The 24523-nt window shown below is 73.6% G+C and carries 25 protein-coding genes; 13 read left to right on the top strand and 12 right to left on the bottom strand.

Features of this window, described 5'->3' with window-relative positions; translation table 11 throughout:
- Positions 1-10 precede the first annotated feature (10 nt).
- Positions 11-2149, bottom strand: coding sequence for an ATP-binding SpoIIE family protein phosphatase (locus ACZ6NZ_RS10545; RefSeq protein ID WP_465857723.1), 2139 nt, complete (start codon positions 2147-2149; stop codon positions 11-13).
- A 198-nt stretch (positions 2150-2347) separates the two neighbouring features.
- Between ACZ6NZ_RS10545 and ACZ6NZ_RS10540 the strand changes: the two genes are divergently transcribed.
- Positions 2348-3157 (top strand): mechanosensitive ion channel family protein, encoded by an 810-nt coding sequence (locus tag ACZ6NZ_RS10540; RefSeq protein WP_285794186.1) that lies wholly within the window; start codon positions 2348-2350, stop codon positions 3155-3157.
- 65 nt (positions 3158-3222) lie between these two features.
- On the opposite strand, the gene ACZ6NZ_RS10535 is transcribed toward ACZ6NZ_RS10540, so the two are convergent.
- The gene (locus ACZ6NZ_RS10535; protein WP_465857720.1) at positions 3223-3576 is read right to left on the bottom strand and encodes a DUF6401 family natural product biosynthesis protein; all 354 of its coding nucleotides are present in this window, start codon (positions 3574-3576) and stop codon (positions 3223-3225) included.
- A gap of 162 nt (positions 3577-3738) precedes the next feature.
- Here ACZ6NZ_RS10535 and ACZ6NZ_RS10530 point away from each other — a divergent pair, with 162 nt between their 5' ends.
- Positions 3739-4188: a hypothetical protein gene (locus ACZ6NZ_RS10530; protein ID WP_465857718.1), complete on the top strand. Its 450-nt coding sequence runs from the start codon at positions 3739-3741 to the stop codon at positions 4186-4188.
- Here the strand turns inward: ACZ6NZ_RS10530 and ACZ6NZ_RS10525 are convergent.
- Entirely contained in the window at positions 4185-4394 is a 210-nt protein-coding gene (locus ACZ6NZ_RS10525) for a hypothetical protein (RefSeq protein WP_366612438.1), read from the bottom strand. The genes ACZ6NZ_RS10530 and ACZ6NZ_RS10525 overlap by 4 nt on opposite strands.
- A 157-nt stretch (positions 4395-4551) precedes the next feature.
- On the opposite strand from ACZ6NZ_RS10525, the gene ACZ6NZ_RS10520 reads away from it, so the two are divergent.
- A complete protein-coding gene (locus ACZ6NZ_RS10520; protein WP_465857716.1) occupies positions 4552-5832 on the top strand; it encodes an MFS transporter in 1281 nt (426 codons plus the stop codon).
- On the opposite strand, the gene ACZ6NZ_RS10515 is transcribed toward ACZ6NZ_RS10520, so the two are convergent.
- The 4 genes from ACZ6NZ_RS10515 to ACZ6NZ_RS10500 all read right to left on the bottom strand — a co-directional run bounded on the left by ACZ6NZ_RS10515 (position 5790) and on the right by ACZ6NZ_RS10500 (position 8170).
- A complete protein-coding gene (locus tag ACZ6NZ_RS10515; protein ID WP_366612436.1) occupies positions 5790-6050 on the bottom strand; it encodes a hypothetical protein in 261 nt (86 codons plus the stop codon). The genes ACZ6NZ_RS10520 and ACZ6NZ_RS10515 overlap by 43 nt on opposite strands.
- A gap of 112 nt (positions 6051-6162) precedes the next feature.
- Entirely contained in the window at positions 6163-6624 is a 462-nt protein-coding gene (locus ACZ6NZ_RS10510) for an SRPBCC family protein (RefSeq protein WP_366612435.1), read from the bottom strand.
- A gap of 51 nt (positions 6625-6675) precedes the next feature.
- Positions 6676-7092, bottom strand: coding sequence for a DUF2795 domain-containing protein (locus ACZ6NZ_RS10505; protein ID WP_366612434.1), 417 nt, complete (start codon positions 7090-7092; stop codon positions 6676-6678).
- Between the two features lie 91 nt (positions 7093-7183).
- On the bottom strand, positions 7184-8170 hold the full coding sequence (locus tag ACZ6NZ_RS10500) for a YihY/virulence factor BrkB family protein (RefSeq protein WP_366612433.1): 987 nt from the start codon (positions 8168-8170) through the stop codon (positions 7184-7186).
- Positions 8171-8345: 175 nt separating this feature from the next.
- On the opposite strand from ACZ6NZ_RS10500, the gene ACZ6NZ_RS10495 reads away from it, so the two are divergent.
- On the top strand, positions 8346-8747 hold the full coding sequence (locus tag ACZ6NZ_RS10495; RefSeq protein ID WP_210785235.1) for a ChaB family protein: 402 nt from the start codon (positions 8346-8348) through the stop codon (positions 8745-8747).
- Positions 8748-8819: 72 nt separating this feature from the next.
- On the opposite strand, the gene ACZ6NZ_RS10490 is transcribed toward ACZ6NZ_RS10495, so the two are convergent.
- A complete protein-coding gene (locus ACZ6NZ_RS10490) occupies positions 8820-10253 on the bottom strand; it encodes an aldehyde dehydrogenase family protein (RefSeq protein ID WP_465857712.1) in 1434 nt (477 codons plus the stop codon).
- 72 nt (positions 10254-10325) lie between these two features.
- On the opposite strand from ACZ6NZ_RS10490, the gene ACZ6NZ_RS10485 reads away from it, so the two are divergent.
- Positions 10326-11933, top strand: a complete 1608-nt coding sequence (locus tag ACZ6NZ_RS10485) for a phytoene desaturase family protein (protein ID WP_465857710.1) — start codon at positions 10326-10328, stop codon at positions 11931-11933.
- 197 nt (positions 11934-12130) lie between these two features.
- Here ACZ6NZ_RS10485 and ACZ6NZ_RS10480 read toward each other — a convergent pair whose 3' ends face one another.
- The 3 genes from ACZ6NZ_RS10480 to ACZ6NZ_RS10470 form a co-directional block, all read right to left on the bottom strand.
- Positions 12131-12898, bottom strand: a complete 768-nt coding sequence (locus ACZ6NZ_RS10480) for a polyprenol monophosphomannose synthase (protein WP_355007225.1) — start codon at positions 12896-12898, stop codon at positions 12131-12133.
- Between the two features lie 149 nt (positions 12899-13047).
- A complete protein-coding gene (locus ACZ6NZ_RS10475) occupies positions 13048-14049 on the bottom strand; it encodes an SDR family oxidoreductase (protein ID WP_465857708.1) in 1002 nt (333 codons plus the stop codon).
- A 2-nt stretch (positions 14050-14051) separates the two neighbouring features.
- Complete coding sequence (locus ACZ6NZ_RS10470; RefSeq protein ID WP_465857705.1) at positions 14052-14474, bottom strand: SRPBCC family protein; 423 nt, start codon at positions 14472-14474, stop codon at positions 14052-14054.
- 173 nt (positions 14475-14647) lie between these two features.
- Here ACZ6NZ_RS10470 and ACZ6NZ_RS10465 point away from each other — a divergent pair, with 173 nt between their 5' ends.
- From ACZ6NZ_RS10465 to ACZ6NZ_RS10430, 8 genes are read left to right on the top strand one after another with little or no spacing between them, the layout of a single operon-like run.
- Positions 14648-16324, top strand: coding sequence for an HAD-IIIA family hydrolase (locus ACZ6NZ_RS10465; RefSeq protein ID WP_465857703.1), 1677 nt, complete (start codon positions 14648-14650; stop codon positions 16322-16324).
- Complete coding sequence (locus ACZ6NZ_RS10460) at positions 16321-17295, top strand: glycosyltransferase (protein ID WP_366612428.1); 975 nt, start codon at positions 16321-16323, stop codon at positions 17293-17295. The genes ACZ6NZ_RS10465 and ACZ6NZ_RS10460 overlap by 4 nt, the downstream gene beginning before the upstream one ends.
- On the top strand, positions 17280-18497 hold the full coding sequence (locus tag ACZ6NZ_RS10455; RefSeq protein ID WP_465857700.1) for a glycosyltransferase: 1218 nt from the start codon (positions 17280-17282) through the stop codon (positions 18495-18497). Before ACZ6NZ_RS10460 ends, ACZ6NZ_RS10455 begins: the two co-directional genes overlap by 16 nt.
- Positions 18494-19210 carry a D-sedoheptulose-7-phosphate isomerase gene (locus tag ACZ6NZ_RS10450; protein WP_465858405.1) on the top strand — a complete coding sequence of 239 codons (717 nt, stop codon included), beginning with the start codon at positions 18494-18496 and terminating at the stop codon, positions 19208-19210. The genes ACZ6NZ_RS10455 and ACZ6NZ_RS10450 overlap by 4 nt, the downstream gene beginning before the upstream one ends.
- Before the next feature lie 40 nt (positions 19211-19250).
- Positions 19251-20711, top strand: a complete 1461-nt coding sequence (locus ACZ6NZ_RS10445; RefSeq protein ID WP_465857698.1) for a PfkB family carbohydrate kinase — start codon at positions 19251-19253, stop codon at positions 20709-20711.
- Positions 20708-21409, top strand: coding sequence for an SDR family oxidoreductase (locus ACZ6NZ_RS10440; RefSeq protein WP_465857696.1), 702 nt, complete (start codon positions 20708-20710; stop codon positions 21407-21409). The genes ACZ6NZ_RS10445 and ACZ6NZ_RS10440 overlap by 4 nt, the downstream gene beginning before the upstream one ends.
- On the top strand, positions 21406-22359 hold the full coding sequence (locus ACZ6NZ_RS10435) for a glycosyltransferase family 9 protein (protein ID WP_465857694.1): 954 nt from the start codon (positions 21406-21408) through the stop codon (positions 22357-22359). The genes ACZ6NZ_RS10440 and ACZ6NZ_RS10435 overlap by 4 nt, the downstream gene beginning before the upstream one ends.
- Positions 22343-23326: a DNA topoisomerase IB gene (locus ACZ6NZ_RS10430; RefSeq protein WP_465857692.1), complete on the top strand. Its 984-nt coding sequence runs from the start codon at positions 22343-22345 to the stop codon at positions 23324-23326. Before ACZ6NZ_RS10435 ends, ACZ6NZ_RS10430 begins: the two co-directional genes overlap by 17 nt.
- A gap of 155 nt (positions 23327-23481) precedes the next feature.
- Here the strand turns inward: ACZ6NZ_RS10430 and ACZ6NZ_RS10425 are convergent, their stop codons facing one another.
- On the bottom strand, positions 23482-24516 hold the full coding sequence (locus ACZ6NZ_RS10425; protein WP_465857690.1) for a helix-turn-helix domain-containing protein: 1035 nt from the start codon (positions 24514-24516) through the stop codon (positions 23482-23484).
- Between the last annotated feature and the right edge of the window lie 7 nt (positions 24517-24523).

The following is a 24523-nucleotide window of genomic DNA, read 5'->3' as shown; positions in this document are numbered from 1 at the left end:
ATCGGGCGGCTCAGGGTTGCGCGGCCGGCGGGGTGAGGATCTCGAACCAGACCGTGGAGCCCCGGACCGACGGGTCGGTGCCCCAGGCGTCGCTGAGCTCCTCGATCAGGCCGAGGCCACGCCCGCGACTGCTCAACGTGTCGGTACGGGCCCGGGTCACGGTCCCCCGGGTGCCGGAATCCGCCACCGAGACGAGCAGCCGCTCGGCGCTGAGGTCGATCTCCACCCGGGCGGCCGTGCCGGCGTGCAGCAACGCGTTGGTGGTCAGCTCGCTGGTGCAGAGCACCGCCGCTCCGATCACCGACTCGGGCACCTGCCACTCGGTGAGCTGGCCGGTCAGCCAGTGCCGGACCCGGCTGGGCGCGGTCGGCTCGGCGGGCACCTCCATGCTGGCCGAACGACTCGGCTTGAGCGCGTGCTCGACCGCCAGCACGGCCACGTCGTCCTCCGTGCCGCCCGGGACCGCCGCGGTGGCCACCGCGCAGAGCGCGCGGGGGTCGCCGCTACCGGCCTTGGCAATGGCGTCGCTCAGGGTGGCCAGCCCGGCGCTCAGGCTCTGCCGGCGACGCTCCACCACCCCGTCGCTGAACAGCAGCAGGGTGTCACCGGGACGGAACGGGACGGTCGTGGTGCCCGGCCGGCCGCCCAACCCCAGCGGCGGCCCGGCCGGAACGTCGACGTACTCGGCGTGGAACCGACCATCCGGGTCGCCGCGGCGGATCAACGGCGCGGGATGACCGGCGCTGGCCAGGGTCAGCTCCCGCCGATCCGCGTCGATCACCCCGAACGCCACGGTGACGAACAGCTCGTGGGTGCCGGCCTCCGCGCCGAGGCTGGTCACCAGCCGATCCAGGCCGGCCAGGACCACGTCGGGCGTCGGGTCGGCCAGGGCCAGAGCGCGCAGCGCGGCCCGGACCTGCCCCATCCGCGCGGCGGCCTGCACGTCGTGCCCGGCGACGTCGCCCAGCACCACGCCGAGCGAGCCGTTGGGCAGCGGGAACGCGTCGTAGAAGTCGCCGCCGGCCGCGTTGCCGTCCACACCTGGGTCGTAGCGGGCCGCGATCCGCAATCGGGGAAGATCCGGCAGATGCTCCGGCAACATGCTGCGCTGCAACAGTTGGGCCGTGCCGTGCTGGGTCTCGAAACGGCGGGCCCGCTCGGCGGCCTGGCCGATCAGCTCGGCGGAGGCGGCCAGCAGCGCCCGTTCGGCGGGGGACCAGGTGTGCGGAACCTGGTAGCCGACCGACAGCCCGCCGCGGACCACCGAGGTGCCCAGCGGCAGGGCCGCCATCGCGCGGATCTTCTGGTCGTGGCGGTCCACGGCGGTGTCCCGCAGCGGCTGCCCGTCCCGGGTGAACGACGGGGCGCCGGAGCGGGCCGCCTGCACCACCGGGGCCGGCCAGTCCGCCGGGGCGCGCCGCCAGAGCGGGGGCAGCCGCTCGTCGGCCTCGTCCAGCAACTCGCCACGGACCCGACGCACCATGCGCCAGCCGCCGCCGCCCTCGTCGACGGCGAACGAGGCCTGGTCGGGGTCGAACGTGGTGATCGCGTACCGCAGCGCCACCCGGGCCACGTCGTCGAGGGTGAGGGTGCCGGCGAGCGCCGCGGCCACCTCGCTGAGGCTCTGCAACTGCTCGGTGACGTGAGTTGTCTCGGCCGCGACCGTCAACACGCCGACGATCTGCCCGGCGCTGTCGCGCACCGGTGAGTGACCCCGGGTGAAGACCGCCTGCTCCACCGTCGCGGAGTGCCCACGGACCAGCGGCAGGGTGGACTCTTTCTCCAGGAAGGGTTCGCCCTGCCGGTAGCAGCGCTCGATCACCGCGCCGACGCCGGGCAGCGCCCAGATCTCCGCGAACACCTCGGCGGCCGGACGACCGAGGGCGCTCGGGTGTTTGGTGCCCAGCAGCTCGGCGTAGCCGGCGTTGTAGAGCAGGACGAGGTCGTCGCCGTACGCCAGGGCCATCGGCATCGGCGAGGCGAGGACCAGCTCCACCACCGCCTGGAGGGCGACGTCCCAGTCGTCGGCCGGGCCCAGCGGGGTGTTGGCCCAGTCGTGGGCGAGCACACCGACGGCCGGGCCGGACCCGGTGGGTGCGCCCGAGCCCGGACTTGCTGGCGTGGGGACCCGCCCGACCGTTCCTGGCATGTTCGCAGCCTAGTCGGCCGACCGGAAAAGGCATCCGACCACGGCGGCGGGCCGTCGCCGAGTCCGTCGCGGTGGCCATTCGGGCAGTTCAGGGCCCCTGTCCGGAGGTCTGTCGGGAAAAACGCCGCGCGCTGCGCGGAGTGCCGGACCGGTTGCCGGGTATGCGCCCGGCGCAGTCCATGCGACAGGAGGGACATCATGCTGAAAACCCTCGCGGTCCGGCAGGCCGACATCGGCGATGCCATCGCCGACACCTGGAGGTCGGTGCTGCTCTTCATCCCGAAGGCAGTGGCCTTCATCGTCATCCTCGTGGTCGGCTGGCTCATCGCCAGAGCCGTCCTCAAAATCGTGGATACGGTGCTGGAACGGGTGCGCTTCGACCAGGCGGTCGAACGCGGCGGCATCAAACGGGCCCTGGAGAGAACGAAGTACGACGCCAGCGACATTCTGGCCAGACTGGCGTACTACGCCGTACTGCTGTTCACCCTGCAGTTCGCGTTCGGAGTCTGGGGGCCCAACGCGATCAGTGACCTGATCAGCGGCGTGGTGGCCTGGCTGCCGCGCGCGTTCATCGCGATCGTCATCGTGGTGGTGGCGGCCGCGATCGCCAACGCTGTCCGGGATCTGGTCACCGGGGCGTTGGGAGGACTCTCGTACGGCAAGGTGCTGGCCGACCTGACGGCGATCTTCATCATCGCGCTGGGTGTGATCGCGGCCCTGAACCAGGTGGGTATCGCCACGACGGTGACCACTCCGGTGCTGATCGCGGTGCTCGCCACGGTGGCCGGCATCCTGATCGTCGGTGTCGGTGGTGGTCTGGTGAAGCCGATGCAGAACCGCTGGGACGGCTGGTTGCGCCGGGCGGCCGAGGAGGCCCGGGCGGTGCAGCAGCAACGCCAGGCCACGTCGGCCGGGCGTAGCGACGTGGAGCGGCAGATGGCCGACCGCGGGGGTGACCGCACCCAGGCCATGCCTCGGGTGGACGAAGCCCAGCAGTACCGCTCGTAGCGGGCGGAACGGCACGACGGGTGGGAGGGTGCTCCGCGTACGACGCGGGGTGCCCTCCTCTCGTGTCAGTGCTGGTCGAGTGCGCGAGCCAACGCGCAGACCGCGACCAGTCGGGTGAGCAGCCACTCCGGCTGGCTCCAGTCCACCGCCCCGCGGGGCGGCGTCCACCCGTGCTCCAGCGCGGCGGCGCGCACACCCTCGGCGTAGCCGGCGAGCGCCGCGGAGGTCAGCGGCGTGCGGTCGCCGTCGAGGCTGTCCCGGACGGCCGCCGCGTGCTGGTCGACGAGGGCCAGCAGCCCTGGGCGCGCGGCGGCGGCGGTGAGCCCGACAGTGCCCACGGAGACGGTGAGGGCGGCCAGGGTGGACCGCGCCGAGTCGACGGCGGTACGGGAGGCGACCCGGTGGAACGGCACACGCATGGTGACCGAGGCTAACCGACCGGTGACCGCGTCGACCTCGTCCGCTCGGCGGATGTCGGCTGCGCCACTGGGATGCTCGCCGCTGACCTGGGGGATTGATCCGGCACAGACGGGGCAGCAGGAGAACACCCAGCAGTGACGGCACCCGGCACGGAGGCACGGATGGGACAGCAGGCGGACGGACCCGATGAGCGGCACCGGCGGCCGGACGGGGTCAGCGACGCGACTGTCGCCGCGCTCGGCAAGCTCAGCGAGGCGCTGGAGTGTGTGGAGCGGGCCCGAGGGCATCTCTACTCGATGCACCAGTTGATCGGTCATGCCGACCTGATGCTCGACGACGCGGTGGAGCAGTTTCACGCCGCCGGGCATCCGGGCCTCGCCGACCGGATCGCCACCGAGCTGCGCGGCCGCAACGTCATCGCGGGGCGGTGGACGTTCCAGATCGTCGAGGACTTCGACGACGGCTACCACGCGCTGTTCCGGGAGGTGGACCAGCAGGCCCGCGACGAGCTGGTGGGTGGGCGGCGCCATCTCTACGAGGCGGAGATGAAGGAACGCCGCCGTAGCCGGGGCCGGCCGGGCCACGAGGCCCGGCCGGACGGCGGAACCTAGTCGGTTGTCGCGTTGGCCGGGCGACGCCGTGCCGCGTCGTCGGCGATGATCACGGTGGCCACCATCAGCGCGACGCACAGGCTGAACAGCCACGACTCGTCGGCGACGAGCCAGGCGGACACGGGTGCCTGGAGCGCGGCCAGCAGGAAGCCGAGCCAGGCGAGTTTGCGCTGACGCGTGGAGAGGATTCCGGAGCCCTGATGCATCCCGAAATTCTTACGCGAACCGGCCGGCTTGCCGTCCTCCGATCGGCCGATTCTGGATGAGCTGTCCGTTTTCTCGACCGTACGGACACGACTTCTTCGCGCAGCGGGCGATCGGCGGTCGACGGCGCTAGGGTGCCCTGCGGCAGGATGGTGTCTCGTGTCCACCACGCCCCCGCGTCCCCGCGCCGCGCTACTCCTGCTGTCCTACCTCGCGTTCGTCAGTCTCGGCCTGCCCGACGGCCTGCTCGGCGTCGCCTGGCCCTCGATCCGAGGCGACTTCGACGTACCGACCGAGGCCGTCGGGTGGGTGCTCACCGCCGGCACCGTCGGCTATCTCACCTCCAGTGTGCTGGCCGGTTTCACCCTGGCCCGGGTCGGCGTGGGCGCCCTGCTCGCCGGTAGCACCCTGCTGGCCAGCCTGGCGTTGACCGGCTTCTCGGTGAGCCCCGTGCTGGTGGTGCTGGTGGGCTGTGCGCTGCTGCTGGGGCTCGGCTCCGGCGCTGTCGACTCCGGGCTCAACGCGTACGCCGCCGGGGCTTTCGGGCCCCGCCACATGAACTGGTTGCACGCCTTCTTCGGTCTCGGCGTGGCCATCGGTCCACTGATCATGACCGCGGTGCTGAGCGCCGGGCTCGCCTGGCGCTGGGGGTACGGCATCGTGGCCGCCGCCCAACTCGTCCTGGCCGCCGCGTTCGTGCTCACCGTGCGGGCCTGGCGGCGTGACGCCTCGGCCGGCGGGCCCGCCGCTGCGGACTCCGGTCCGGCGCCGACCGTCCAGGTCCCGGTGAGGGACACGCTGCGGTTGCCGGCGGTCTGGTCGGGGACGCTCGCCTTCGCGCTGTACGTGGCGATCGAGGTTTCCGCGGGGCTGTGGGCATTCCTGCTGCTGACCGAGGGGCGTGGGCTCAGCGCGGCGTTGGCCGGCGGTGGCGTCTCCGCGTACTGGGGCAGTCTCTTCGTGGGCCGGGTCGTGCAGGGTTTGGTGGCCGAGCGACTGGGGTCGGGGTTGGTGTTGCGCGCCAGCCTGGCCGGGATGGCGGTCGGCGCGGCGCTGATCGCCGTTCCCGGGCCGGCCGTCCTTGCGGTGCTCGGGCTGGTCGTCGTCGGATTCGCCGCGGCCCCGGTGTTTCCGCTGCTCACCCTCACCACCGCCGACCGGGTCGGCGCGGCGCACGCGGACCGCGCCATCGGCCTGCAGATCGGCGCGTCCGGCGTCGGCGCGGCGCTCGTCCCGGCCGGGCTGGGCGTGCTGATCGGCAACACCTCGGTGGAGGTGCTGGGATCGGCCCTGCTGGTGCTCGCGTTGGCGCTGATCGTGCTCTACGAGTGGGGCGCGCGCCGACCGGCCGCTGGACGTCCCGTGCCGGCGGTGCCTGCCCAGCCCGGAGGCGAGACTCAGACGTCGGGCCCGGTCCGCCCGGTGGTGGACGGGCGGTAGGCGCGCTGCGGGTCGGTGGCCTCCCGGCTGGTGCCCTGGGCCTGCCCGTCGCGGTCCGACGCGGCCGGCCCGTGCCCGAACGCGGCCTCCTCGCCGGCGTCGTTCCCCGTCACGTCGTCGGCCTGCCCGTCGAGGCTGGAGCCCGAGACGGCGCGCTCCAACTCCTCCAACGGCAGCCGCTCCTCGTCCCGCCACACCCTGATGTTGTCGTCGGTCATACCTTCAGCGGTACCCGGGCACGATGATCGCAAACGGTGCCCGCCGAGCAGGCTCGGACACGACGATGGCCGCCGGTAGCCCGGCGGCCATCTCAGGTCATGCTGCCCAGGGTCACGGCTGGGGACGGTCCACCTGCCCGCGCCAGGCGCCGGTCTCCTGACCACGCCGCTCGATGAAGGTCTTGAACCGCTCCAGGTCGCCCTTGGCCCGTCGGTCGACGATGCCGAGCTTGTCGCCGGCCTGCTCGACCACGCCGTGCGGCTCGAACTCGAGCTGCAGGGTGACCCTGGTCTTGTCCTGGTCCAATCGGTGGAAGGTCACCACGCCGGCCTGCTGCGTGCCGTCGGTCGAGCGCCAGGCGACCCGCTCGTCGGGGAGCTGTTCGGTGATCTCCGCGTCGAACTCGCGCTTCACCCCGGCGATGTCCACGGTCCAGTGGGTCATCGTGTCGGAGAGCTGCCGAACCTCCTGCACACCCTCCATGAACTGGGGGAACTCCTCGAACTGCGTCCACTGGTCGTACGCGGTGCGCACGGGTACGGACACGTCCACATGTTCGGTAACGCCACTCATCGGGGAACCTCCTTCAGTCGCCGGTGGATGTCGGATCGGGGGCGATCCTGGTCACCAGCGAGTTGTCTCGTTCTTGTTGCCCAGCGCCGCCCACACCTCGGAGACCGTCTGGTAGACGGTGCCCTCGGGCAGCCGTTCCAGCGCCGCCACGATGTCGTCCGGCGCCTCGTTCTCGCGGGCGCTGGCAAGGAGCACCAGACGGTCGCCCGGCAGCGCGCTCATCGAGATGAACCGGCCGAGCCGGCTGCGCTGCTCGACGTCCGTAGAGCTCATGCCCTGCGGGGTGCCGGTGCGCAGGTCGCCGGCCGGGGCGGTGGTCGTCTCCGGCTGGTCCTCGCCGGCGGGCTCCGGCACCCGCGACTCGTCGACCCGAGAGCCACCGGTCCCCGGCCCCTGTACGAGGCCGCTGACCTCCTGGCTCATCTGCTCGTCGATCCTCGGTCCGTGCTTGCTGTTGCCACGCTCCATGCCTTCTGCGCTACCCGGCACCCGGGCCGATAAACCGGCACCGGCCCTCGGTCCGGCCGGGGGCCGGACATCCGGGCCGGAAACGCCAGGCTCAGTCGTCGGCGGGCTTGCGCGGCGGCAGCACCGGGTCCTCCGGGTCCGGTTCGCCGGCCTGCAACCGCCGCCCGCGCTGCACCTCCGCGTTGATCTGCACGCCGAGCATCAGTGCCGAGTTGGACAGGTAGAGCCAGACCAGGAACGCGATGGCCGCCCCGAGGCTGCCGTAGGTCGTGTTGTACGAGCTGAAGTTGGCCACGTAGAGGCCGAAGCCGAAGGAGGCCGCCGCCCAGGAGACCAGGGCCACCGCTCCGCCCGGGGTGAGCCAGCGGAACCGGGGCTGACGCACGTTCGGCGCGATCCAGAACAGCAGGGACAGCAACACCATCATGATCATGGCGAGGACCGGCCACTTCGCCACGCTCCACGTCGTGCGGGCCAGGCCGCCGGCGTTGATGAGGTCGCCGACCGCGTCGGTGACCGGCCCGCTGACGATCAGGCCGAGGGCGACCACCGCGAGCAGCACGAGTGTGATCGCCGCCAGGCCGATCTGCAGCGGCCGGAGCTTCCAGACCGGGCGGCCCTCGGTCACCCCGTAGACCGCGTTCGACGCCCGGGTGAACGCGCCGATGAAGCCCGACGCGGACCAGAGCGCGCCGAGCAGACCGAAGCTCAGCAGCAGCTTGGGGTTGCTCTGGTCGAGCACCACGGTCTTGATCACCCCGACCACGCCGCCGTTCTCCGTCGTCAGCACCGACCCGGCACCCACCTGGTTGGCCAGGTCGACCACGGTGTCCAGGGTCCGCTCCCCGTCGGAGACCAGGCCGACCAGCGCCACCACCACGATGGCGGACGGAAAGAGCGCCAGGACCCCGTAGTAGGTCAGCGCGGCGGCCCAGTCGGAGCAGTTGTCGTTGACGAAGTTCTGCACGCTGCGGACCAGCACCCCGCGCCAGGTCCGCCAGCTCAGCTGCCGCATCCGTCGGGGCACCCGGGCGTGCGGAGTGCCATCGAGCGTCGTACCCGGCTCCGTGGTCGTCATGCCCGCTCCCTGCGCCCCGGCCGCCGGATGACCGGTCGTCCCCCTCTGGCCTGGACGCGGCGGTACCCGGACGGCGAAATCGACAAACCCCACCGGGCCCGTTGGGGCGCCAGGGTTTGCCAACGCATCCCAGGGGAACTCTCACAGTCACCTTGTCGACACGGAGGAGGACGAGATGCCCGGGCGCGAAGACCTGCCCAGCACGCTGCGACGCTCCCCGGAGAAGGCGCAGCGCACCTGGGAGAAGACGCACGACTCGGCGGTGGAGACCTACGGCGAGGGGGAGCGGTCGCACCGCACCGCCTTCGCCGCGGTGAAGCACCAGTTCGAAAAGGTGGGCGACCACTGGGAGCCGAAGGGCCGCAAGGGACCCAGCGACCAGCAGGCCGCCGGCGGCGGTCCGGAACGACGGGCCCCCACCGCCGGTGGCGTGGACGCCAACGCCACCAAGGATCACCTGATGTCGGTGGCCCGCAAACTCGACGTGCCCGGACGGTCCAGCATGACCAAACCGGAGCTGGTCACGGCCATCGAGAAGGCCAACGACCGCGCCACCCGCAAGGCCCGCGGCGACTGATCGCCGCCGCACCGCAACACAACCGACGCGGTACGGGCGGACGCTCCACCCCTGCGTCCGCCCGTGCTGTTCTCACCAGTGCCCGCCCCCCGGCGCCTCGATGTGCACCGCCTTCGTCGCGGTGAACTCGTCCAGCAGCTCCGGGCCGTACCCGAAGCCCTGCCCGCTGGCCCGGCGCGGATGCGCGGCACCCCCCGGCGCACCCCCGAACACCGCGTTGACCTTGACCGTGCCCACCGGCAGCTCCCGCCAGGCCCGCTGCGCGTGACTCATCGACGGGGTCAACACCGTGGCGGCCAGCCCGTACGGGGAGTCCGCGGCGCAGCGCAACGCCTCGCCGAACGAGTCGACGACCACCACCGGGGCGACCGGCCCGAAGGTCTCCTCCCGGACCAACGGCATGTCGTGGCGACAGTCGGTGACGACGGTGGCCGGGTAGAACGCCCCCGGTCCGTCCGGCACCTCGCCGCCCACCCGCACCCGTGCGCCGTCCGCCAGCGCGGCGGCCACCTGACCGTGCACGTGGTCCCGGTGCCGCCGGTCGACCAGCGGACCCAGCTCGGTGCCCGGGTCCCGGCCCGGCCCGACCCGCAGTGCCGCAGCGCGTCGGACCAGCGCGGCCACGAAATCGTCGGCCACCTCCCGGTGCACGTAGAGCCGCTCCACCGCCACGCAGATCTGCCCGGCGTTGGCGAACGCGCCGAGCGCGGCCTGCTCCGCGGCCCACTCCGGGTCGACGCCAGCGTCCACGATCAGCGGGTCACTGCCGCCGTTCTCCAGGAGCACCTTCGCCCCGGTACGGGCCGCCGCGGCGGCGATCGCCCGCCCGGTCGCCGTGGAACCCACGTGGGCCACCACGTCGACGTCCTGCGCCGCCAGCGCCGCACCCACCTCCGGGCCGCCGGTGAGCAACGACAACACCCCGGCCGGCAGTGCCTCGTCCAGTGCTCGGGCCAGCATCCAACCCGTCGCCGGTGTGCGTTCGCTCGGCTTGTAGAGCACCACGTTCCCGGTCACCAGGGCCGCTGCGAGCAGTCCACAGGAGACCGCCACCGGGTCGTTCCACGGGGTGATCGCCGCGACCACCCCGCGTGGCTGCGGGGTCAGGAAGTCCAGCGCGGCGTTCTCGCCGTTGAGCGTGCGCCCGCCGCGCAGCGGCGCCAGTTCCGCATACTGTCGCAGGGTGCCGATCCCCGCCTCGACGCCGCCGCGGGCGTCCGCCAACGGCTTGCCCATCTCCGCGGTGACCGCCGCCGCCAACTCCTCGACGACCGCCTCGACCGCGTCCGCGGCCCGGTGCAGCGCCGCCGCCCGTTCCGCCGGGGCGGTCGCCGCCCACTGGGCCGCCACGTTGCGGGCCGCCTGGGTCGCCTTGCCCACCTCGTCGGCGGTGGCCACCGGCACCGTGCTCACCGGCGTGTCGTCCGCCGGATCACGCACCACCAGTTCGCCGCCGTCGCCGCCCGCACCCCACACCCCGCCCACCAGCTGCGCAACCGTGTACATGCGGCGCTGGATGCCCCGGCCTCGACGAGGCAAACGCGTTTCGCCCGGTTGCGTGCCGGGTAGGCGGATCCGATGACAACCACCACCGCGCCGAGCGCGGATGCCGTCATCGTCGGGGCCGGGCACAACGGCCTGGTGGCGGCCAACCTGCTGGCCGACGCCGGCTGGGACGTGGTGGTGCTGGAGGCGACCGCGGTGCCCGGCGGCGCGGTCCGCTCCGCCGAGGTCACCGCGCCCGGCTACCTGAGCGACCTCTACAGCTCGTTCTACCCCCTCGGGTACGCCTCGCCGGTGCTGGGCGGCCTGGACCTGGGCCGGCACGGCCTGTCCTGGCGGCACTCGCCGGACGTGCTGGCGCACCTGCTGCCCGACGGTCGAGCCGCGGTGATCAATCGGGATCCGGACGTCACCGCCGCGTCGCTGGAGCAGTTCGCTCCCGGGGACGGTAAGCGCTGGCTCAACGCGTACACCGACTGGCTCGACGTGGCCGAGCCGATGCTGGAGGCGATCACCTCGCCGTTCCCGCCGGTCCGCGGCGGGGTGGGCCTGCTGCGTCGGTTGCGCGTCGCCGGGGCGCTGCGACTCGCGCGCCGACTCGTCGTACCGGTCCGCAAACTTGGCAGCGAACTCTTCGACGGTCCCGGCGGGCCGGCACTGCTGGCCGGTTGTGCCCTGCACACCGACCTGTCCCCGGAGGAGGCCGGCTCCGGGGTGTACGGCTGGCTGCTGGCCATGCTCGGCCAGCAGATTGGCTGGCCGGTGCCCGACGGCGGCGCGCAGCAGATCACCAACGCGCTGGTGGATCGGCTCCAGGCGCGCGGCGGGACGATCCTCTACGGCGCTCCGGTCGACCGGGTGCTCACCGCCCGAGGCCGGGCGATGGGGGTCCGGACCGTCGGCGGCGCGCTGTGGAGAGCCCGCCGGGCGGTGCTCGCCGACGTGCCGGCACCGGCGCTCTACCTCGACCTGGTCGGCGCCGCGGCACTGCCGTCCCGGCTGGTGGAGGACCTGGCGCACTTCCGGTGGGACGGCTCCACGCTGAAGGTGGACTGGGCGCTCTCCGCGCCGATGCCGTGGACCAACCGGCAGTTGGCCGGCGCCGGCACCGTCCACCTCGGGGCCGACCTGAACGGGCTCACCCACTACGCCAGCGAACTGGCCCGTGGCGAGCTGCCCCGCGACCCGTTCCTGCTGGTCGGGCAGATGTCGGTGGCGGACCCGAGTCACTCACCGCCGGGCACCGAGTCGCTGTGGTCGTACACCCATCTGCCGTTCCGGCGGGACTGGCGGGCCGAGGAGGTCGCCGGGCACGTGCAGCGGATGGAGGACGTGCTGGAGGCCGCGGCCCCGGGTTTCCGCAGCCTGATCGTGGGCCGACACGTGGCCGGGCCGGCCGATCTGGAGAAGGGCAACCCGAGCCTGGTCGGTGGCACGCTCGGCGGCGGGACGGCCGCCGCGTACCAGCAGCTCTTCCTGCGCCCGATCCCGGGCCTGGGCCGGGCGGACACCCCGGTGGACCGGCTCTTCCTGGCCAGCGCGTCGGCGCACCCCGGCGGCGGTGTGCACGGCGCGCCCGGCGCGAACGCCGCCCGGGCGGCCCTGGCCCGCGACCGAGCGCTCACCGGCCGCGCGTACGCCGCAGCCATCGCCACCGCCCACAAAGCCATCTACCCCGTGTAACTCCCCCCGCACCCGATACCGCCCCCGCACCCCGCGCCGTCGCCCCCCGCACCCCCGCACCCCCGCGCCGTCGATCAAGGAGTTGTGGTGGGTGGCAAAGTGCTCAACCGGGTGTTGAACCGGCACCACAACTCCATGATCGACCGTGGCGGGTGGGGCCGGGGCGGGGCGGGGCGGGCGCTTGGGTGTGTGGTGGTTCAGCGGGTTATGTTGCGGTGTTTGCTGCGGAGGCGGAAGGGCATCAGGGCGCTCTCCACCTTGGTCGCGGTGGTCATCTTGGAGACGCCGTCGCGCCGCTCCTCGAAGCGGATCGGCACCTCCAGGATGGTGTGCCCCAGCTTGGTGGCGAGGTAGTGCATCTCCACCTGGAAGCTGTAGCCGTTGGACTGCACCCGCTCCAGGTCGATGTCGCGCAGGGCTTCGGCCCGCCAGATCTTGAACCCGGCGGTGAGGTCCCGGATGCGGACCCGCAGCAGGGTGTGCACGTAGAGGTTGGCCCAGCCGCTGAGCGCCCTGCGGTAGAGCGGCCAGTTCTCGTCCAGCTCGCCGCCGGGCACGTAGCGGGAACCGATCACCACACTGGCCTGGGTGGAGAGCAGCGCGCCGAGCATCCCTGGCAGCGCCTCGGGTGGGTGCGAGAGGTCGGCGTCCATCTGCGCGACGTACTCGGCGCCGCCCTCGATCGCCCGGGTCATCCCGTCCACGTACGCCCGGCCGAGGCCCTCCTTGCCGGCGCGGTGCACGACCTCGATCCGGTCGGGGTTCTCGATGGCCAACTTGTCGGCCACCTCCCCGGTGCCGTCGGGGGAGTTGTCGTCGGCGACGAGGATGCGCAGCCCTGGCAGCGGCAGCGCGAGCAGTCGCTCGACCAGCGTCGGAAGGTTGCCCGCCTCGTTGTAGGTGGGCACGACGACGGTCAGGCGTGCGTCCCGCCACGGCGACGGCAACTGCACCGGCTTGATCATGTCGGTCATCCTCGGTTTGCGGACAAGGGTCATGGAAAGGGTATCTAGTTCCCGCATTCGGTCGGAGGGAGGCACCCCTCCCGGGTGTCGCGGGCCCTCGCCGCCCACCGCGCGGGGGCGTCGAACCCCTGGTCAGAGCTTTATAAGGGTCAGCGCCGACGGCGAGCGACCGCGCTGAGTGCGAGCGCCGCGACGGCGAGCGCCACACCCGAGAGCGCCGGTTTGTGCGTGCCGACCCAGAGCGCCGCCGAACGGTCCCGCGCCTGTTCACGGAACACGCCCGCCGTGCCCCGGTCCGCGTCCGCATCGCCCGGCTGATCCAGATTGTCACGCCAGGTCGCCGGATCGATCTTCTCGCCGGTCTGCTGGCTGTCGTAGCCGTCGCGGGCCAGCTTGCGGTCCAGCAGGCCGGGGAACAGGGCGTCACCCACCCGCGCCTGCCAGGTCGGGCCACCGACGTTCAGCTCCCTGGTGCCGCGGTCGGCGGCCCAGACGACGGCGCGGGCGGCCAGCTCCGGAGTGAAGATCGGCGGCACCGGCTGCGGATGCCGGGGCAGCCGGGTGCGGACCCAGGAGAACTGCGGCGTGTTGACCGCGGGTAGCTGCACCATCGACAACTTCACCCCCGGGCAGTCGTGCAGCAGTTCGGCGCGCAGCGAGTCGTTGAACCCCTGGACGGCGTGTTTGCTGGCGCAGTACGCGGACTGCAGCGGGATCCCCCGGTAGGCCAACGCCGATCCCACCTGGACGATCGTGCCCCGCCCGCGCGCCCGCATGTGCCGCAGCGCGGCGAGGGTGCCGTGCACGGTGCCCAGGTAGGTGACCTCGGTGACCCGACGGAACTCGCGCGCCGGGATCTCCCAGGCCGGCGCGAACACCGAGGCCATCGCGTTGTTGACCCACACGTCGATGCCGCCCCAGTGGTGCACCACGTCGTCGGCGGCCTGCTGCACCGCGCCCGCGTCGGCCACGTCGACCCGGTACACGCGTACGTCCGTCGCGCCGCGCAGTCGGCACTCCCGCTCGGCGGCGACCAGACCGGCCTCGCCCCGAGCCAGCAGCGCCAACCGGGCGCCGCGAGCCGCGTACGCGTGGGCCACGGCCCGGCCGACGCCGGCGCTCGCCCCGGTCACCACCACGGTCCGTGTCACTGTCACCCCTTCTGCCGGGTGGCGATGTCGGAGAGCCGGGCCAGCGTCTCCCGGTTACGCCGGTGCAGGACGAGATCGTTGATCTTGTTGTGGACCCAGCGGAGCGGTCCGGCCGCGAAATCCTCCCCGAGACGCACCCGGGTGGCACCGTCGCCGACCGGTTCGAGGGTGAAGGCCACGATCGCCTCGCCAGCCGGCCAGAGACCGGCCTTGAGCACGAGCCGGTGCGGCGGTTCGCAGACCAGCACCGTCGACGCGTCCTGCAACGAGATCGGCCACGGCCCGGCCCGGTGATGCAGTTGGCTGCCCACCCGGGGCCAGGCCTCGTCCACGTCCCGCATGTGTGCGGTGCCCACCACCCAGTCGCTGTACGTCCAGCCGTCGGAGAGCACGTCGAACACCTGCTGCGGGGGAGCGTCGATCACTTTCTCCACAATTGCCACTGGGCTTTCATACCCACGCCACGCACCGGCTAACGACCGGCGGGGTTAGCTTCTCCGGGGCGGCGGGTAAGGCCTGCGCGGGGCAACGCCTTCGGCGCTGGCCCACCCCTTCGACGGCGACGTTTACTCCTCGGGGCGCAGGGAACCCGCCGGCTGTGCGACAGGACCAGGAGGATCCGTATCAGCGCAGGTCAGCCCCGGTGTACGCCGCCGCTGACCGCGCCGGCTCCGGATCTGTCGCAAGCCCCCGAGCGGTGCTCTACGACGCGGTGCTGCTGGACCGCGACGGCACCCTGATCGAGGACGTGCCGTACAACGGCGACCCGGAGAAGGTACGGCCGGTGCCCGGCGCGCGGGCGGCGCTGGACCGGCTGCGCGCGTCCGGGCTGCGGCTGGCGGTCGTCACCAACCAGTCGGGCCTGGCCCGGGGGTACTTCACCGCTGAGCAGATGCGGGCGGTGCACGCCCGCGTCGAGGAGCTGCTGGGCCGGTTCGACGCGTGGCTGGTCTGCCCACATGACGACGCCGACGGCTGTGACTGCCGCAAGCCGGCGCCGGGCCTGGTGTATGCCGCCGCCCGCGAGCTGGGCACGACGCCGTCCCGCTGCGTACTCGTGGGCGACATCGGCCGGGACGTCGCCGCCGCCCTCGCCGCCGGGGCCGCGGGGGTGCTGGTGCCCACCCCGGTGACCCGGCCGGAGGAGGTCGCCGCCGCCGGGTGGGTGGCCAACGACCTACCGGCCGCGGTGGCGGAGATCCTGCGCCGCCAACACGCCGTGCAGCCCGCGACCCCGCCCACCGAACCGGTACGGACGGCGCTGGTGGTCCGCTCGGACTCGGCCGGGGACGTGCTGGTCACCGGCCCGGCGATCCGCGCCGTCGCGGCCGGGGCGCAGCGGGTGGTGCTGCTGTGCGGTCCGCGCGGTCGGGCCGCCGCCAACCTGTTGCCCGGCGTCGACGAGATCATCGAACATCCGCTGCCGTGGATCGATCCCACGCCGGGGCAGGTCGACCCGGCGGCCATGCGGAGCCTGACCGCGCGGTTGGGCGCGGTCGGCGCGGACCAGGCGGTGGTGTTCACCTCGTTCCACCAGTCCGCCCTGCCACTGGCGCTGCTGTTGCGGATGGCGGGGGTCGGCCGGATCGCGGCGATCAGCGACGACTATCCGGGCTCGCTGCTGGACATCCGGCACCGGGTGCCGGTGGGCGTTCCCGAACCCGAGCGTGCCCTCTCCCTGGCCGCCGCCGCCGGCCATCGGCTGCCCGACGGAGACGAACCGGTCCTGCGGCTGCGTCGGGACGCCGTTCCAGCCCGCCCGGCCGACCTGGGCGATCCGGGGTACGTGGTGCTGCACCCCGGGTCGGCCGCGTCGAGCCGGGCCTGCCCGCCCGACGTCGCCACCCGGATCGCCGGGGCGCTGGCCGACGCCGGGCACCGGGTGGTGGTCACCGGCGGCCCGGACGAGCGGGCCGTCACCGCCCAGGTCGCCGCGGCCGGCGGGACCGACCTGGGCGGCCGCACCGACCTGGCCGGGCTGGCCGCGATCGTCGCGGACGCCAGCGCGGTGGTGGTCGGTAACACCGGGCCCGCGCACCTGGCGGCAGCCGCCGGTGTACCGGTGGTGAGTCTCTTCGCGCCGACCGTCCCGTTCGGCCAGTGGGGGCCCTACCGGGTGCCCACCGTCCGGCTCGGCGACGCCGCCGCGCCCTGCCGGGACACCCGGGCGGCCAGTTGCCCCGTCCCCGGGCATCCCTGCCTCAGCGGCGTCGACCCGATCGACGTGGTCGACGCGGTCCGGACCCTCACCGCCGGCGGTGGTGGCGGCCGATGAACATCCTGCTCTGGCACGTGCACGGCTCCTGGACCACGTCGTTCGTGCACGGCAGCCACCGCTACCTGATTCCCACCACACCCGACCGTGGCCCGTACGGCCTCGGCCGGGCCCGCACCTACCCGTGGCCGGACAGCGCGGTCGAGGTCAGCCCGGAGGAGTTGCCGAGCGCGGACGTCGACCTGGTCATCCTGCAACGGCCCGAGGAGATCGACCGGGCCGAGCAGTGGCTGCGTCGCCGCCCCGGCCGCGACCTTCCCGCGATCTACGTCGAGCACAACACCCCCAAGGGGGACGTGCCGAACACCCGTCATCCGATGGCCGACCGCGACGACCTGCTCATCGCCCACGTCACCGGGTTCAACCAGATCTTCTGGGACACCGGTGCCACCCGCACCACGGTGGTCGACCACGGCATCGTCGCCCCCTCCGCGTCCTACACGGGGGAGCTGGACCGGCTCGCCGTGGTGATCAACGAACCGGTGCGGCGAGGTCGGGTCACCGGCACCGATCTGCTGCCCCAGTTCGCCGAGATCGCGCCGCTGGACGTCTTCGGCATGGGCGTCGCCGGCCTGGCCGACCACCTCGGGCTGCCCGCTGACCGGCTGACCAGCCACGACGACGTGCCCCAGGAACGGATGCACACCGAGTTGGCCCGGCGGCGGGCGTACCTGCACCTGTGCCGGTGGACCTCCCTCGGGCTCAGCCTCATCGAGGCGATGTCGATCGGCATGCCGGTCGTCGCGCTCGCCACCACCGAGGCGGTGATGGCGGTGCCCCCGGAGGCGGGGGCGCTCGCCACCCGGACCGACACCCTGCTCGACGCCGCCCGCCGGTTCATCGCCGAACCGGACACCGCGCGGCAGGCCGGATCGGCGGCGCGAACCGCCGCGCGCGACCGGTACGGCCTCGACCGTTTCCTCGCTGACTGGGACCGGCTGCTGGAGGAGGAAGTATGCGGATCGCGATGATCTCGGAGCACGCCAGCCCGCTCGCCGTCCTCGGAGGGGAGGATGCCGGCGGCCAGAACACGCACGTCGCGGAGCTGTCCGCCGCGCTCGCCGCCGCCGGGCACGAGGTGCGGGTCTACACCCGCCGCGACGCGCCCGACCTGCCGGTGACCGTCCGCAGCCCGGACGGGTACGACGTGGTCCACGTGCCGGCCGGCCCGGCCGAGCCGGTGGCCAAGGACGCGTTGCTGCCGCACATGCGGGAGTTCAGCCGCTGGCTGATCGAGCGTTGGCGCGGCGGCGACTGGGTGCCCGAGGTGATCCACGCGCACTTCTGGATGAGTGGCCTGGCGGCGCTGACCGCCGGTCGGCAGAGCGGGGTGCCGGTGGTGCAGACGTACCACGCGTTGGGCACTGTGAAGCGCCGCTACCAGGGAGTGCAGGACACCAGCCCGGCCCGCCGGATCTCCTACGAGCGGGAGCTGGGCCGCTCGGTGGACCGGGTCGTCGCGCAGTGCCGTGACGAGGTGGGCGAGCTGGTCCGCATGGGCGTGCCCCGCTCCCGGATGACGGTGGTGCCCTCCGGGGTCAACCTCGCCACCTTCGCCCCACTCGGGCCGGCCGCCGACCGGGAACCGGGACGGGCCCGCATCCTCACCGTGGGGCGGCTGGTCGAGCGCAAGGGCTTCCAGACCGTGATCCGCGCGATGGAGTTGGTGCCGGACGCCGAGTGCGTGGTCGTCGGCGGCCCACCCGAGGGGCTGTTGGAGACCGACCCGTACGCCCGCCGGTTGCGGGCACTCGCGGAGTCGTGCGGGGTGGCCGACCGGGTGCACCTGGTCGGCGCGGTGCCCCGGGAGGAGATGGGCCGCTGGTACCGCTCGGCGGACCTGCTGGTCGCGGCGCCCTGGTACGAGCCGTTCGGGTTGACCCCGCTGGAGGCGATGGCCTGTGGGGTGCCGGTCGTCGGCACAGCCGTGGGCGGCATCCGGGACACCGTGGTCGACGGGACGACCGGTGACCTCGTGCCGGCCCGGGACCCGCACGCGCTGGCCACCGCGATGAAGGGGTTGCTCGACGACCGGATCCGGCGCTTCGCGTACGCGACGGCGGCGCGGGAGCGGGCCCGGGAGCGGTACTCGTGGGCGGCCACCGCCGAGCGGCTGGTCGAGGTCTACAGCGAGGTGGCCGCCGTGCGCCGGCCGACCCGGGTGGTGGCCTGATGCCGACGGGCAGCCTGCTCGACACGCATCTGACGAACCTCGCCGCGGCACTGGTGCCGTACCGACGGTGTGAGCGACAGTTGGCGCGCTGGGGCGCGGACCTGGCCCACCGGCTGGTCGCCGGAGGTCGCCTGCTGGTGGCCGGCAACGGCGGCAGTGCCGCCGAGGCCCAGCACCTCACCGCCGAGTTGGTCGGCAAGCTGCACGGCGACCGTCAGCCGCTGTCCGCGATCGCGCTGCACGCCGAGACGAGCGCGCTCACCGCCATCGCCAACGACTACGGCTACACCGAGGTGTACGCCCGCCAGGTGCGCGCCCACGGCCGCCCGGGCGACATCCTGCTGTTGCTGAGCACCAGCGGAACCAGCCCCAACCTGGTCGCCGCCGCGCGGGCGGCCCGCGAGGTCGGGGTGAGCACCTGGGCGCTCACCGGAGTCGCCCCCAATCCGCTCGCCGAGGCCTGCGACGACGTGTTGGCCGTCGCGTCCCCGGACACCCAGGTCGTCCAGGAGCTGCACCTGGTGACCAGTCATCTGCTCTGCGAGTACCTCGAACAGGAGTTGCCCGCCGCGCTGGCGGCAGCCGCCGGTCCGGGGGTCGTCCACCCCGTGGCCGGGGAGCCCGCCCCGGCCGGTCGGCTGCCTGCCGCGCCGGTACGCACCGGGGTCGAGGTGGTGCTCGACGGCGGGCCCGGACGGCAGGTCGACACGTGAGTCGGACAGCGGGTCGACGCGTGAGGATGAGGAGGCAAGCGTGAGGGGACCGGTGGTGGTGCTCGGGGACACCCTGCTCGACCGGGACGTGGAAGGTGTGGTGAACCGGCTCTGCCCGGACTCCCCGGTGCCGGTGCTCGACGAGACGGTGGCCACCGACCGGCCGGGGGGCGCCGGCCTGGCGGCGGTGTTCGCCGCCGCGCAGGGCGCCGAGGTGGTGCTGGTGACGGCGCTCGCCGACGACGCCGGTGGGGCCCGACTGAGTGCGCTGCTGGCCGCCGCCGGCGTGCAGGTGTACCCACTGGCCCTCTCCGGCGCGACGCCGGAGAAGATCCGGCTGCGGGCCCGGGGGCGGGTGCTGCTGCGCCACGACCGGGGCGGCGTGTCCGGGGAGCCGGGTCAGCCCTCCGACGAGGTGCTCCGGGTGATCGCCGAGGCGTCCGCGGTGCTGGTGAGTGACTACGGCCGGGGGGTGGCGCGGGAGCCCGCGCTGCGTGCCGCGTTGGCCGCCACCCGCGCCCCGGTGGTGTGGGACCCGCATCCGCGCGGCCCGGCGGCCGTGCCCGGCGTACACCTGGCCACCCCGAACGAGTCCGAGGTGCGTGACCTGGTCCCCGCGCTACCCGGTGCCTCCCGACTGGCCACCGCGTCGCGGGGTGCCCAGGGACTACGGCGGCGTTGGCGGGCGGGCGCGGTCGCGGTGACGCTGGGCGGCGACGGCGCGTTGCTCTGCCACGCCGGTTCGACGCCGCTGGTGGTGCCGACGCCGGGTAGCGCGGAGGGGGACACCTGCGGTGCCGGCGACCGGTTCGCGGCGGCGGCCAGCGTCGCACTGGCCCAGGGCGCGCTGGTCAGCGAGGCGGTGCAGGTGGCGGTCGCCGAGGCGTCCGCGTACGTGGCCGGTGGGGGAGTGGCCACGGCGCTGCCTCCGTCGGCGCCGGCGGTGCCGACCCGGAGCGCGCCGGGGCCGCGAGCCCTCCAGCCGGGACCACGGGGTGGTGCGGTGGCCGACCGGGTGGGAGTGGCCGCTGTCGCCACACTCCTGGGTGAGGTACGCGCCGCGGGTGGCACGGTGGTGGCGACCGGCGGTTGCTTCGACCTGCTGCACGCCGGGCACGTGGCCACCCTGGAGGCGGCCCGGCAGCTCGGCGACTGCCTGATCGTCTGCCTGAACTCCGACGCCAGCGTGGCCGGGTTGAAGGGGCCGGACCGACCGGTGCAGTCCGAAGGTGACCGCAGCCGACTGCTGGCCGCGCTGAGCTGTGTCGACGCGGTCCTCGTCTTCGACGAGCCGACCCCGCAGACGGCGCTGTCCTGGGTACGCCCCGACGTCTGGGTCAAGGGCGGCGACTACGCCACCGGTGGTGGGGACGCCGGCGCCGCACTGCCGGAGGCGGAGGTTCTCCGCCGTTGGGGTGGGAACACGGTGGTGGTGCCCTACCTGGACGGTCGTTCCACCACCGACCTGATCGTTCGCACGCTCGCGGAGCGGACCCGATGACCGCCACACGGCCCGGTGCCGGGCCCACCGTCCTGGTCACCGGGGGCGCCAGCGGCCTCGGCGCCGCGGTGGTCACCGCGGTGGCCGCCTTCGGTGGCCGTCCGGTCGTGCTGGACCGGCAGCCGCCGGCCGACGGGGTGTCCTGGACCGAGTGCGACCTGGCCGACACGCGAGCCGCCGAGGTGGCCACCCGGCACCTCGCCGAGCAGGCCGGTGGCCTGGACGCCGTGGTGACCGCCGCCGGCACGGACGTGCCGGGTCGACTCGCCGACCTGCCGGGGGAGACCTGGGACCGGATCGTCGCCGTCGACCTGCTGGCCACCGCGGCGGTGATCCGGGCCGCGCTGCCGTTCCTGCTCACCTCCCGCGGCCGCATCGTCACCGTCGCCTCGACCCTGGGCGTCAAGGCGGTCAGCGACGCCACCGCGTACTGCGCGGCGAAGTTCGGCGTGGTGGGGTTCACCCGAGCCCTCGCCGCCGAGCTGGCCGGTCAGGTCGGCGTCACCCTGCTCATCCCGGGTGGGATGCGCACCGCGTTCTTCGACGAACGGGACCCGCAGTACAAGCCGGGCCCGGACGCGAACCTCAACGAGCCCGCCGACACCGCCGCCGCGATCATGTTCGCGCTCAATCAGCCGCCCGGTTGCGCGGTGCGCGAGATGGTGGTCTGCGCCGAGCAGGAGACGTCGTACCCGTGATCCTCGTGCTGCGCGCCCTCGGCGTCGGCGATCTGGTGACCGCGGTGCCCGCGCTGCGGGCGCTGCGGGCCGCGTACCCGTCGCGGGAGCTGGTGCTCGCCGCGCCCGGCTGGCTGGCCCCGTTGGTCGACCTGGTCGGTGGCGTCGACCGGCTGGTGGACACCGCGGGGCTGGATCGCCCGCTCCGGGCGGGGTCGGCCCCGTGGATCGCTGTCAACCTGCACGGGCGCGGCCCGCAGTCGCACCGGCTGCTCGCGGCCACCCGGCCCGGTCGGCTTCTCGCCTTCGCCAGCCCGGACGCCGGCTGCGTCGACGGCCCGCGCTGGGCCGTCGACGAGCACGAGGTGGACCGGTGGTGCCGGCTGCTGTCCTGGTACGACATCCCGGCCGACCGCGCCGACCTGACCCTGCGTCGGCCCGCCGCGGCGGGGCTGCCCGGCGGTGTCACGGTGCTGCACCCGGGCAGCAAGATCGCGGCCAAGCGGTGGCCCGCCGAGCGGTTCGCCGGCCTGGCCCGGGCGTTGACCGAGCAGGGGCACCGGGTGCTGCTCACCGGCTCGGCCGACGAACGGGCGCTGGCGGCCCGGGTGGCCGAGGCGGCGGGCCTGGGCCCGGACGCCGTGCTGGCCGGCCGGACCGACCTCGGCGTGCTCGCCGCGCTGGTGGCCGATGCCCGGCTGGTGGTCAGCGCGGACACCGGCGTCGCCCACCTGGCCACCGGGTACGGCACTCCGTCGGTCGTCCTCTTCGGGCCGGTGCCACCGGCGCGGTGGGGGCCGCCACCGGATCGGCCACGGCATCGGGTGCTCTGGGCCGGCGAGCGGGATTGGCCCAGGTGGGATGGGGTAGGAAGCCACCCGACGATGGCGGCTCTGCGCCTCGAGGAGGTGCTGGCCGCCGTGGCCGAGGTGGAGAGGGTGGTGCGGGTCTCCGGTGCGGTTGCGGCGTAGCGACCCGGGTCGACCGGGGTACGGACGGCGTCGGCGCGGTCGGGGCTGGCTCTTCGTCGACCCGTCCGGAGCGCCGGTGCGGGATCCGGACGTCCTGGCCCGGCTGCGGGAGTTGGTCATCCCACCGGCCTGGCGGGACGTGTGGATCGCGCCGCACCCGAACGGGCACATCCAGGCGATCGGGATCGACGCGGCCGGACGCAAGCAGTACGTCTACCACCCGCAGTGGCGGGAGAAGCAGGACGAGGCGAAGTTCGACCGCGTGCTGGAGGTGGCCCGGCGGCTGCCGACGCTGCGTGAGCGGGTGGGGCGCGACCTGGACGGGCGTGGACTGGGGCGGGACCGGGTGCTGGCCACCGTGGCCCGGCTGCTGGACATGGGGATGTTCCGGGTCGGCAGCGACCAGTACGCCGCCGGCGACGACCCGACCTACGGGGTCGCCACCCTGCGCCCCGAGCATGCCCGGTCCCGCGGTGACTGCGTGGTGCTCGTGTTTCCCGCGAAGGGGGGCATCGAGCAGGTACGCCGGATCGACGACCCGGAGCTGTGCCAGGTGTTGGCCAACCTGCGCCGTCGTCGGCGACGGGCGGAGCGGCTGTTCGGGTACTGGGACGGCAGGGAGTGGCGCGATGTGCGCAGCGACGAGGTCAACGGCTACCTGCGCGACGCCAGCGGTGGGGAGATGACGGCGAAGGACTTCCGCACCTGGCACGCCACGGTGCTCGCGGCCACCGAGTTGGCCACCGCCGGCCCGGCCCGTTCGGTGACCGCCCGGCGTAAGGCGGTGGTCGCCGTGATGCGTGCGGTGGCGGAGCTGCTGGGCAACACGCCGACGGTGGCTCGGGCGTCCTACGTGGACCCTCGGGTGGTCGACCTCTACCACGACGGAGTGGTGGCGGCGGTGGATCCGCGGGCACCGCGCGAGGAGGCGGAGCGGGTGGTTTTGAAGCTGCTGGACGGGGCCTGACCGGCCCCGCCGGCGATTCTGGGGGGAAGCGCGACGGAGCCGGAGCCTCGGGCCTGCGCGGGGTGCCACCGGGCGGCCGCCCGCCGCTCGCGCGGCGGGCGCCTCGCCACGGCCCCCGTTGGCGACCCGCCAGGTGATGACCGGCCGCGTTGGTGTCAGTCTGCCGGCAGCGAGTTGACCGTGGACGCCCGGCGGTTGACGATCCGCGCCAAATCCGAGCGGCTGTCGCGGTGTTCCTGCGGGGTGGTGCCGTACGCGCCCCGGAAAGCTCGGCTGAAGTGGGCCTTGTCGGAGAAGCCCCATCTCGCCGCGACGGTCTGCACCGGCTGGTTGCGCAGCGCCGGGTCGGTCAGGTCGCGCCAGCACCGGGCCAGCCGCAGATCCCGGATGTACGACGCCACTGTGGTGTCCTCGGCCTCGAACAACCGGTGCAGGGACCGCACCGAGATGTGGTGGGCGTCGGCGACCACCTGCGGGCCGAGGGCCGCGTCGCCGAGGTGGCGGTGGATGTACGACTGCACCTGGGTGAGCAGCGCCCGGCGGCGGACCTCGGTCGGCACGGCGTCCTCGGCGACGAGGTGCCGGCCGAGCATGGTGGTGGCCAGGTCGAGCCCCACCGCGCCGAGCCGGCTGGCGTCGGCGGCATGGTACTGCTCGGGACGCCCGGTGATCTGGATCAGGAACTGCGCCAGCAACGCCCCGATCCCCTCGCTGCCGGACATCCGGCCGCCGTAGAGCGCTGCCATCCGCTGCGGCGGTAGGGGCAGCGCGGCGTGCGGGATCATCGTGGTGATCGAGGTGGCCCGCTCCCGCTCCGGCTCCGTCGCGTGGTGACCGAGGTCGTGCGGCAGGGACGCGTTGTAGAAGGTGAACTCACCGGCCAGGATCTCGCTGCGGCGACCGTCCTGGCTGGAGGTGCCGACGCCGCCGGTGGTGAGGGCGAGGATGTACAGCTCCGGGTCGGACTGACGGACCATTTTCCGGGTCCGGGCGGCGTGCAGGGAGGGGTACTCGTACTGCGCCAGCTGGATCGGGCCGAGGTCGATGAAGCTGGCGTGGGCGGCGAAGTCGTCGCTGTGGGCGGACCGGACCTGCATCGGCGTCGAGGTGCGTGCGACGAGTTCCAGCCACATCCCGAATCGTTCACCGGGTGGCAGGACGGTCGTGTCGAGGGTTTCTCTCGGCAGCATCCGGGCC

Source organism: Micromonospora sp. NPDC047756, from assembly GCF_055587245.1.
Note: the sequence above shows the minus strand (reverse complement) of the source record. Positions and strands in the feature narration are given on the sequence as shown.

Bases quoted from the DNA above. Each gene is read 5' to 3' on its own strand.
- ACZ6NZ_RS10545 (WP_465857723.1), bottom strand. From the start codon at position 2,149: ATGCCAGGAACGGTCGGGCGGGTCCCCACGCCAGCAAGTCCGGGCTCG.
- ACZ6NZ_RS10540 (WP_285794186.1), top strand. From the start codon at position 2,348: ATGCTGAAAACCCTCGCGGTCCGGCAGGCCGACATCGGCGATGCCATC.
- ACZ6NZ_RS10535 (WP_465857720.1), bottom strand. From the start codon at position 3,576: ATGCGTGTGCCGTTCCACCGGGTCGCCTCCCGTACCGCCGTCGACTCG.
- ACZ6NZ_RS10530 (WP_465857718.1), top strand. From the start codon at position 3,739: ATGGGACAGCAGGCGGACGGACCCGATGAGCGGCACCGGCGGCCGGAC.
- ACZ6NZ_RS10525 (WP_366612438.1), bottom strand. From the start codon at position 4,394: ATGCATCAGGGCTCCGGAATCCTCTCCACGCGTCAGCGCAAACTCGCC.
- ACZ6NZ_RS10515 (WP_366612436.1), bottom strand. From the start codon at position 6,050: ATGACCGACGACAACATCAGGGTGTGGCGGGACGAGGAGCGGCTGCCG.
- ACZ6NZ_RS10510 (WP_366612435.1), bottom strand. From the start codon at position 6,624: ATGAGTGGCGTTACCGAACATGTGGACGTGTCCGTACCCGTGCGCACC.
- ACZ6NZ_RS10505 (WP_366612434.1), bottom strand. From the start codon at position 7,092: ATGGAGCGTGGCAACAGCAAGCACGGACCGAGGATCGACGAGCAGATG.
- ACZ6NZ_RS10500 (WP_366612433.1), bottom strand. From the start codon at position 8,170: ATGACGACCACGGAGCCGGGTACGACGCTCGATGGCACTCCGCACGCC.
- ACZ6NZ_RS10495 (WP_210785235.1), top strand. From the start codon at position 8,346: ATGCCCGGGCGCGAAGACCTGCCCAGCACGCTGCGACGCTCCCCGGAG.
- ACZ6NZ_RS10490 (WP_465857712.1), bottom strand. From the start codon at position 10,253: ATGTACACGGTTGCGCAGCTGGTGGGCGGGGTGTGGGGTGCGGGCGGC.
- ACZ6NZ_RS10485 (WP_465857710.1), top strand. From the start codon at position 10,326: ATGACAACCACCACCGCGCCGAGCGCGGATGCCGTCATCGTCGGGGCC.
- ACZ6NZ_RS10480 (WP_355007225.1), bottom strand. From the start codon at position 12,898: ATGATCAAGCCGGTGCAGTTGCCGTCGCCGTGGCGGGACGCACGCCTG.
- ACZ6NZ_RS10460 (WP_366612428.1), top strand. From the start codon at position 16,321: ATGAACATCCTGCTCTGGCACGTGCACGGCTCCTGGACCACGTCGTTC.
- ACZ6NZ_RS10455 (WP_465857700.1), top strand. From the start codon at position 17,280: ATGCGGATCGCGATGATCTCGGAGCACGCCAGCCCGCTCGCCGTCCTC.
- ACZ6NZ_RS10440 (WP_465857696.1), top strand. From the start codon at position 20,708: ATGACCGCCACACGGCCCGGTGCCGGGCCCACCGTCCTGGTCACCGGG.
- ACZ6NZ_RS10425 (WP_465857690.1), bottom strand. From the start codon at position 24,516: ATGCTGCCGAGAGAAACCCTCGACACGACCGTCCTGCCACCCGGTGAA.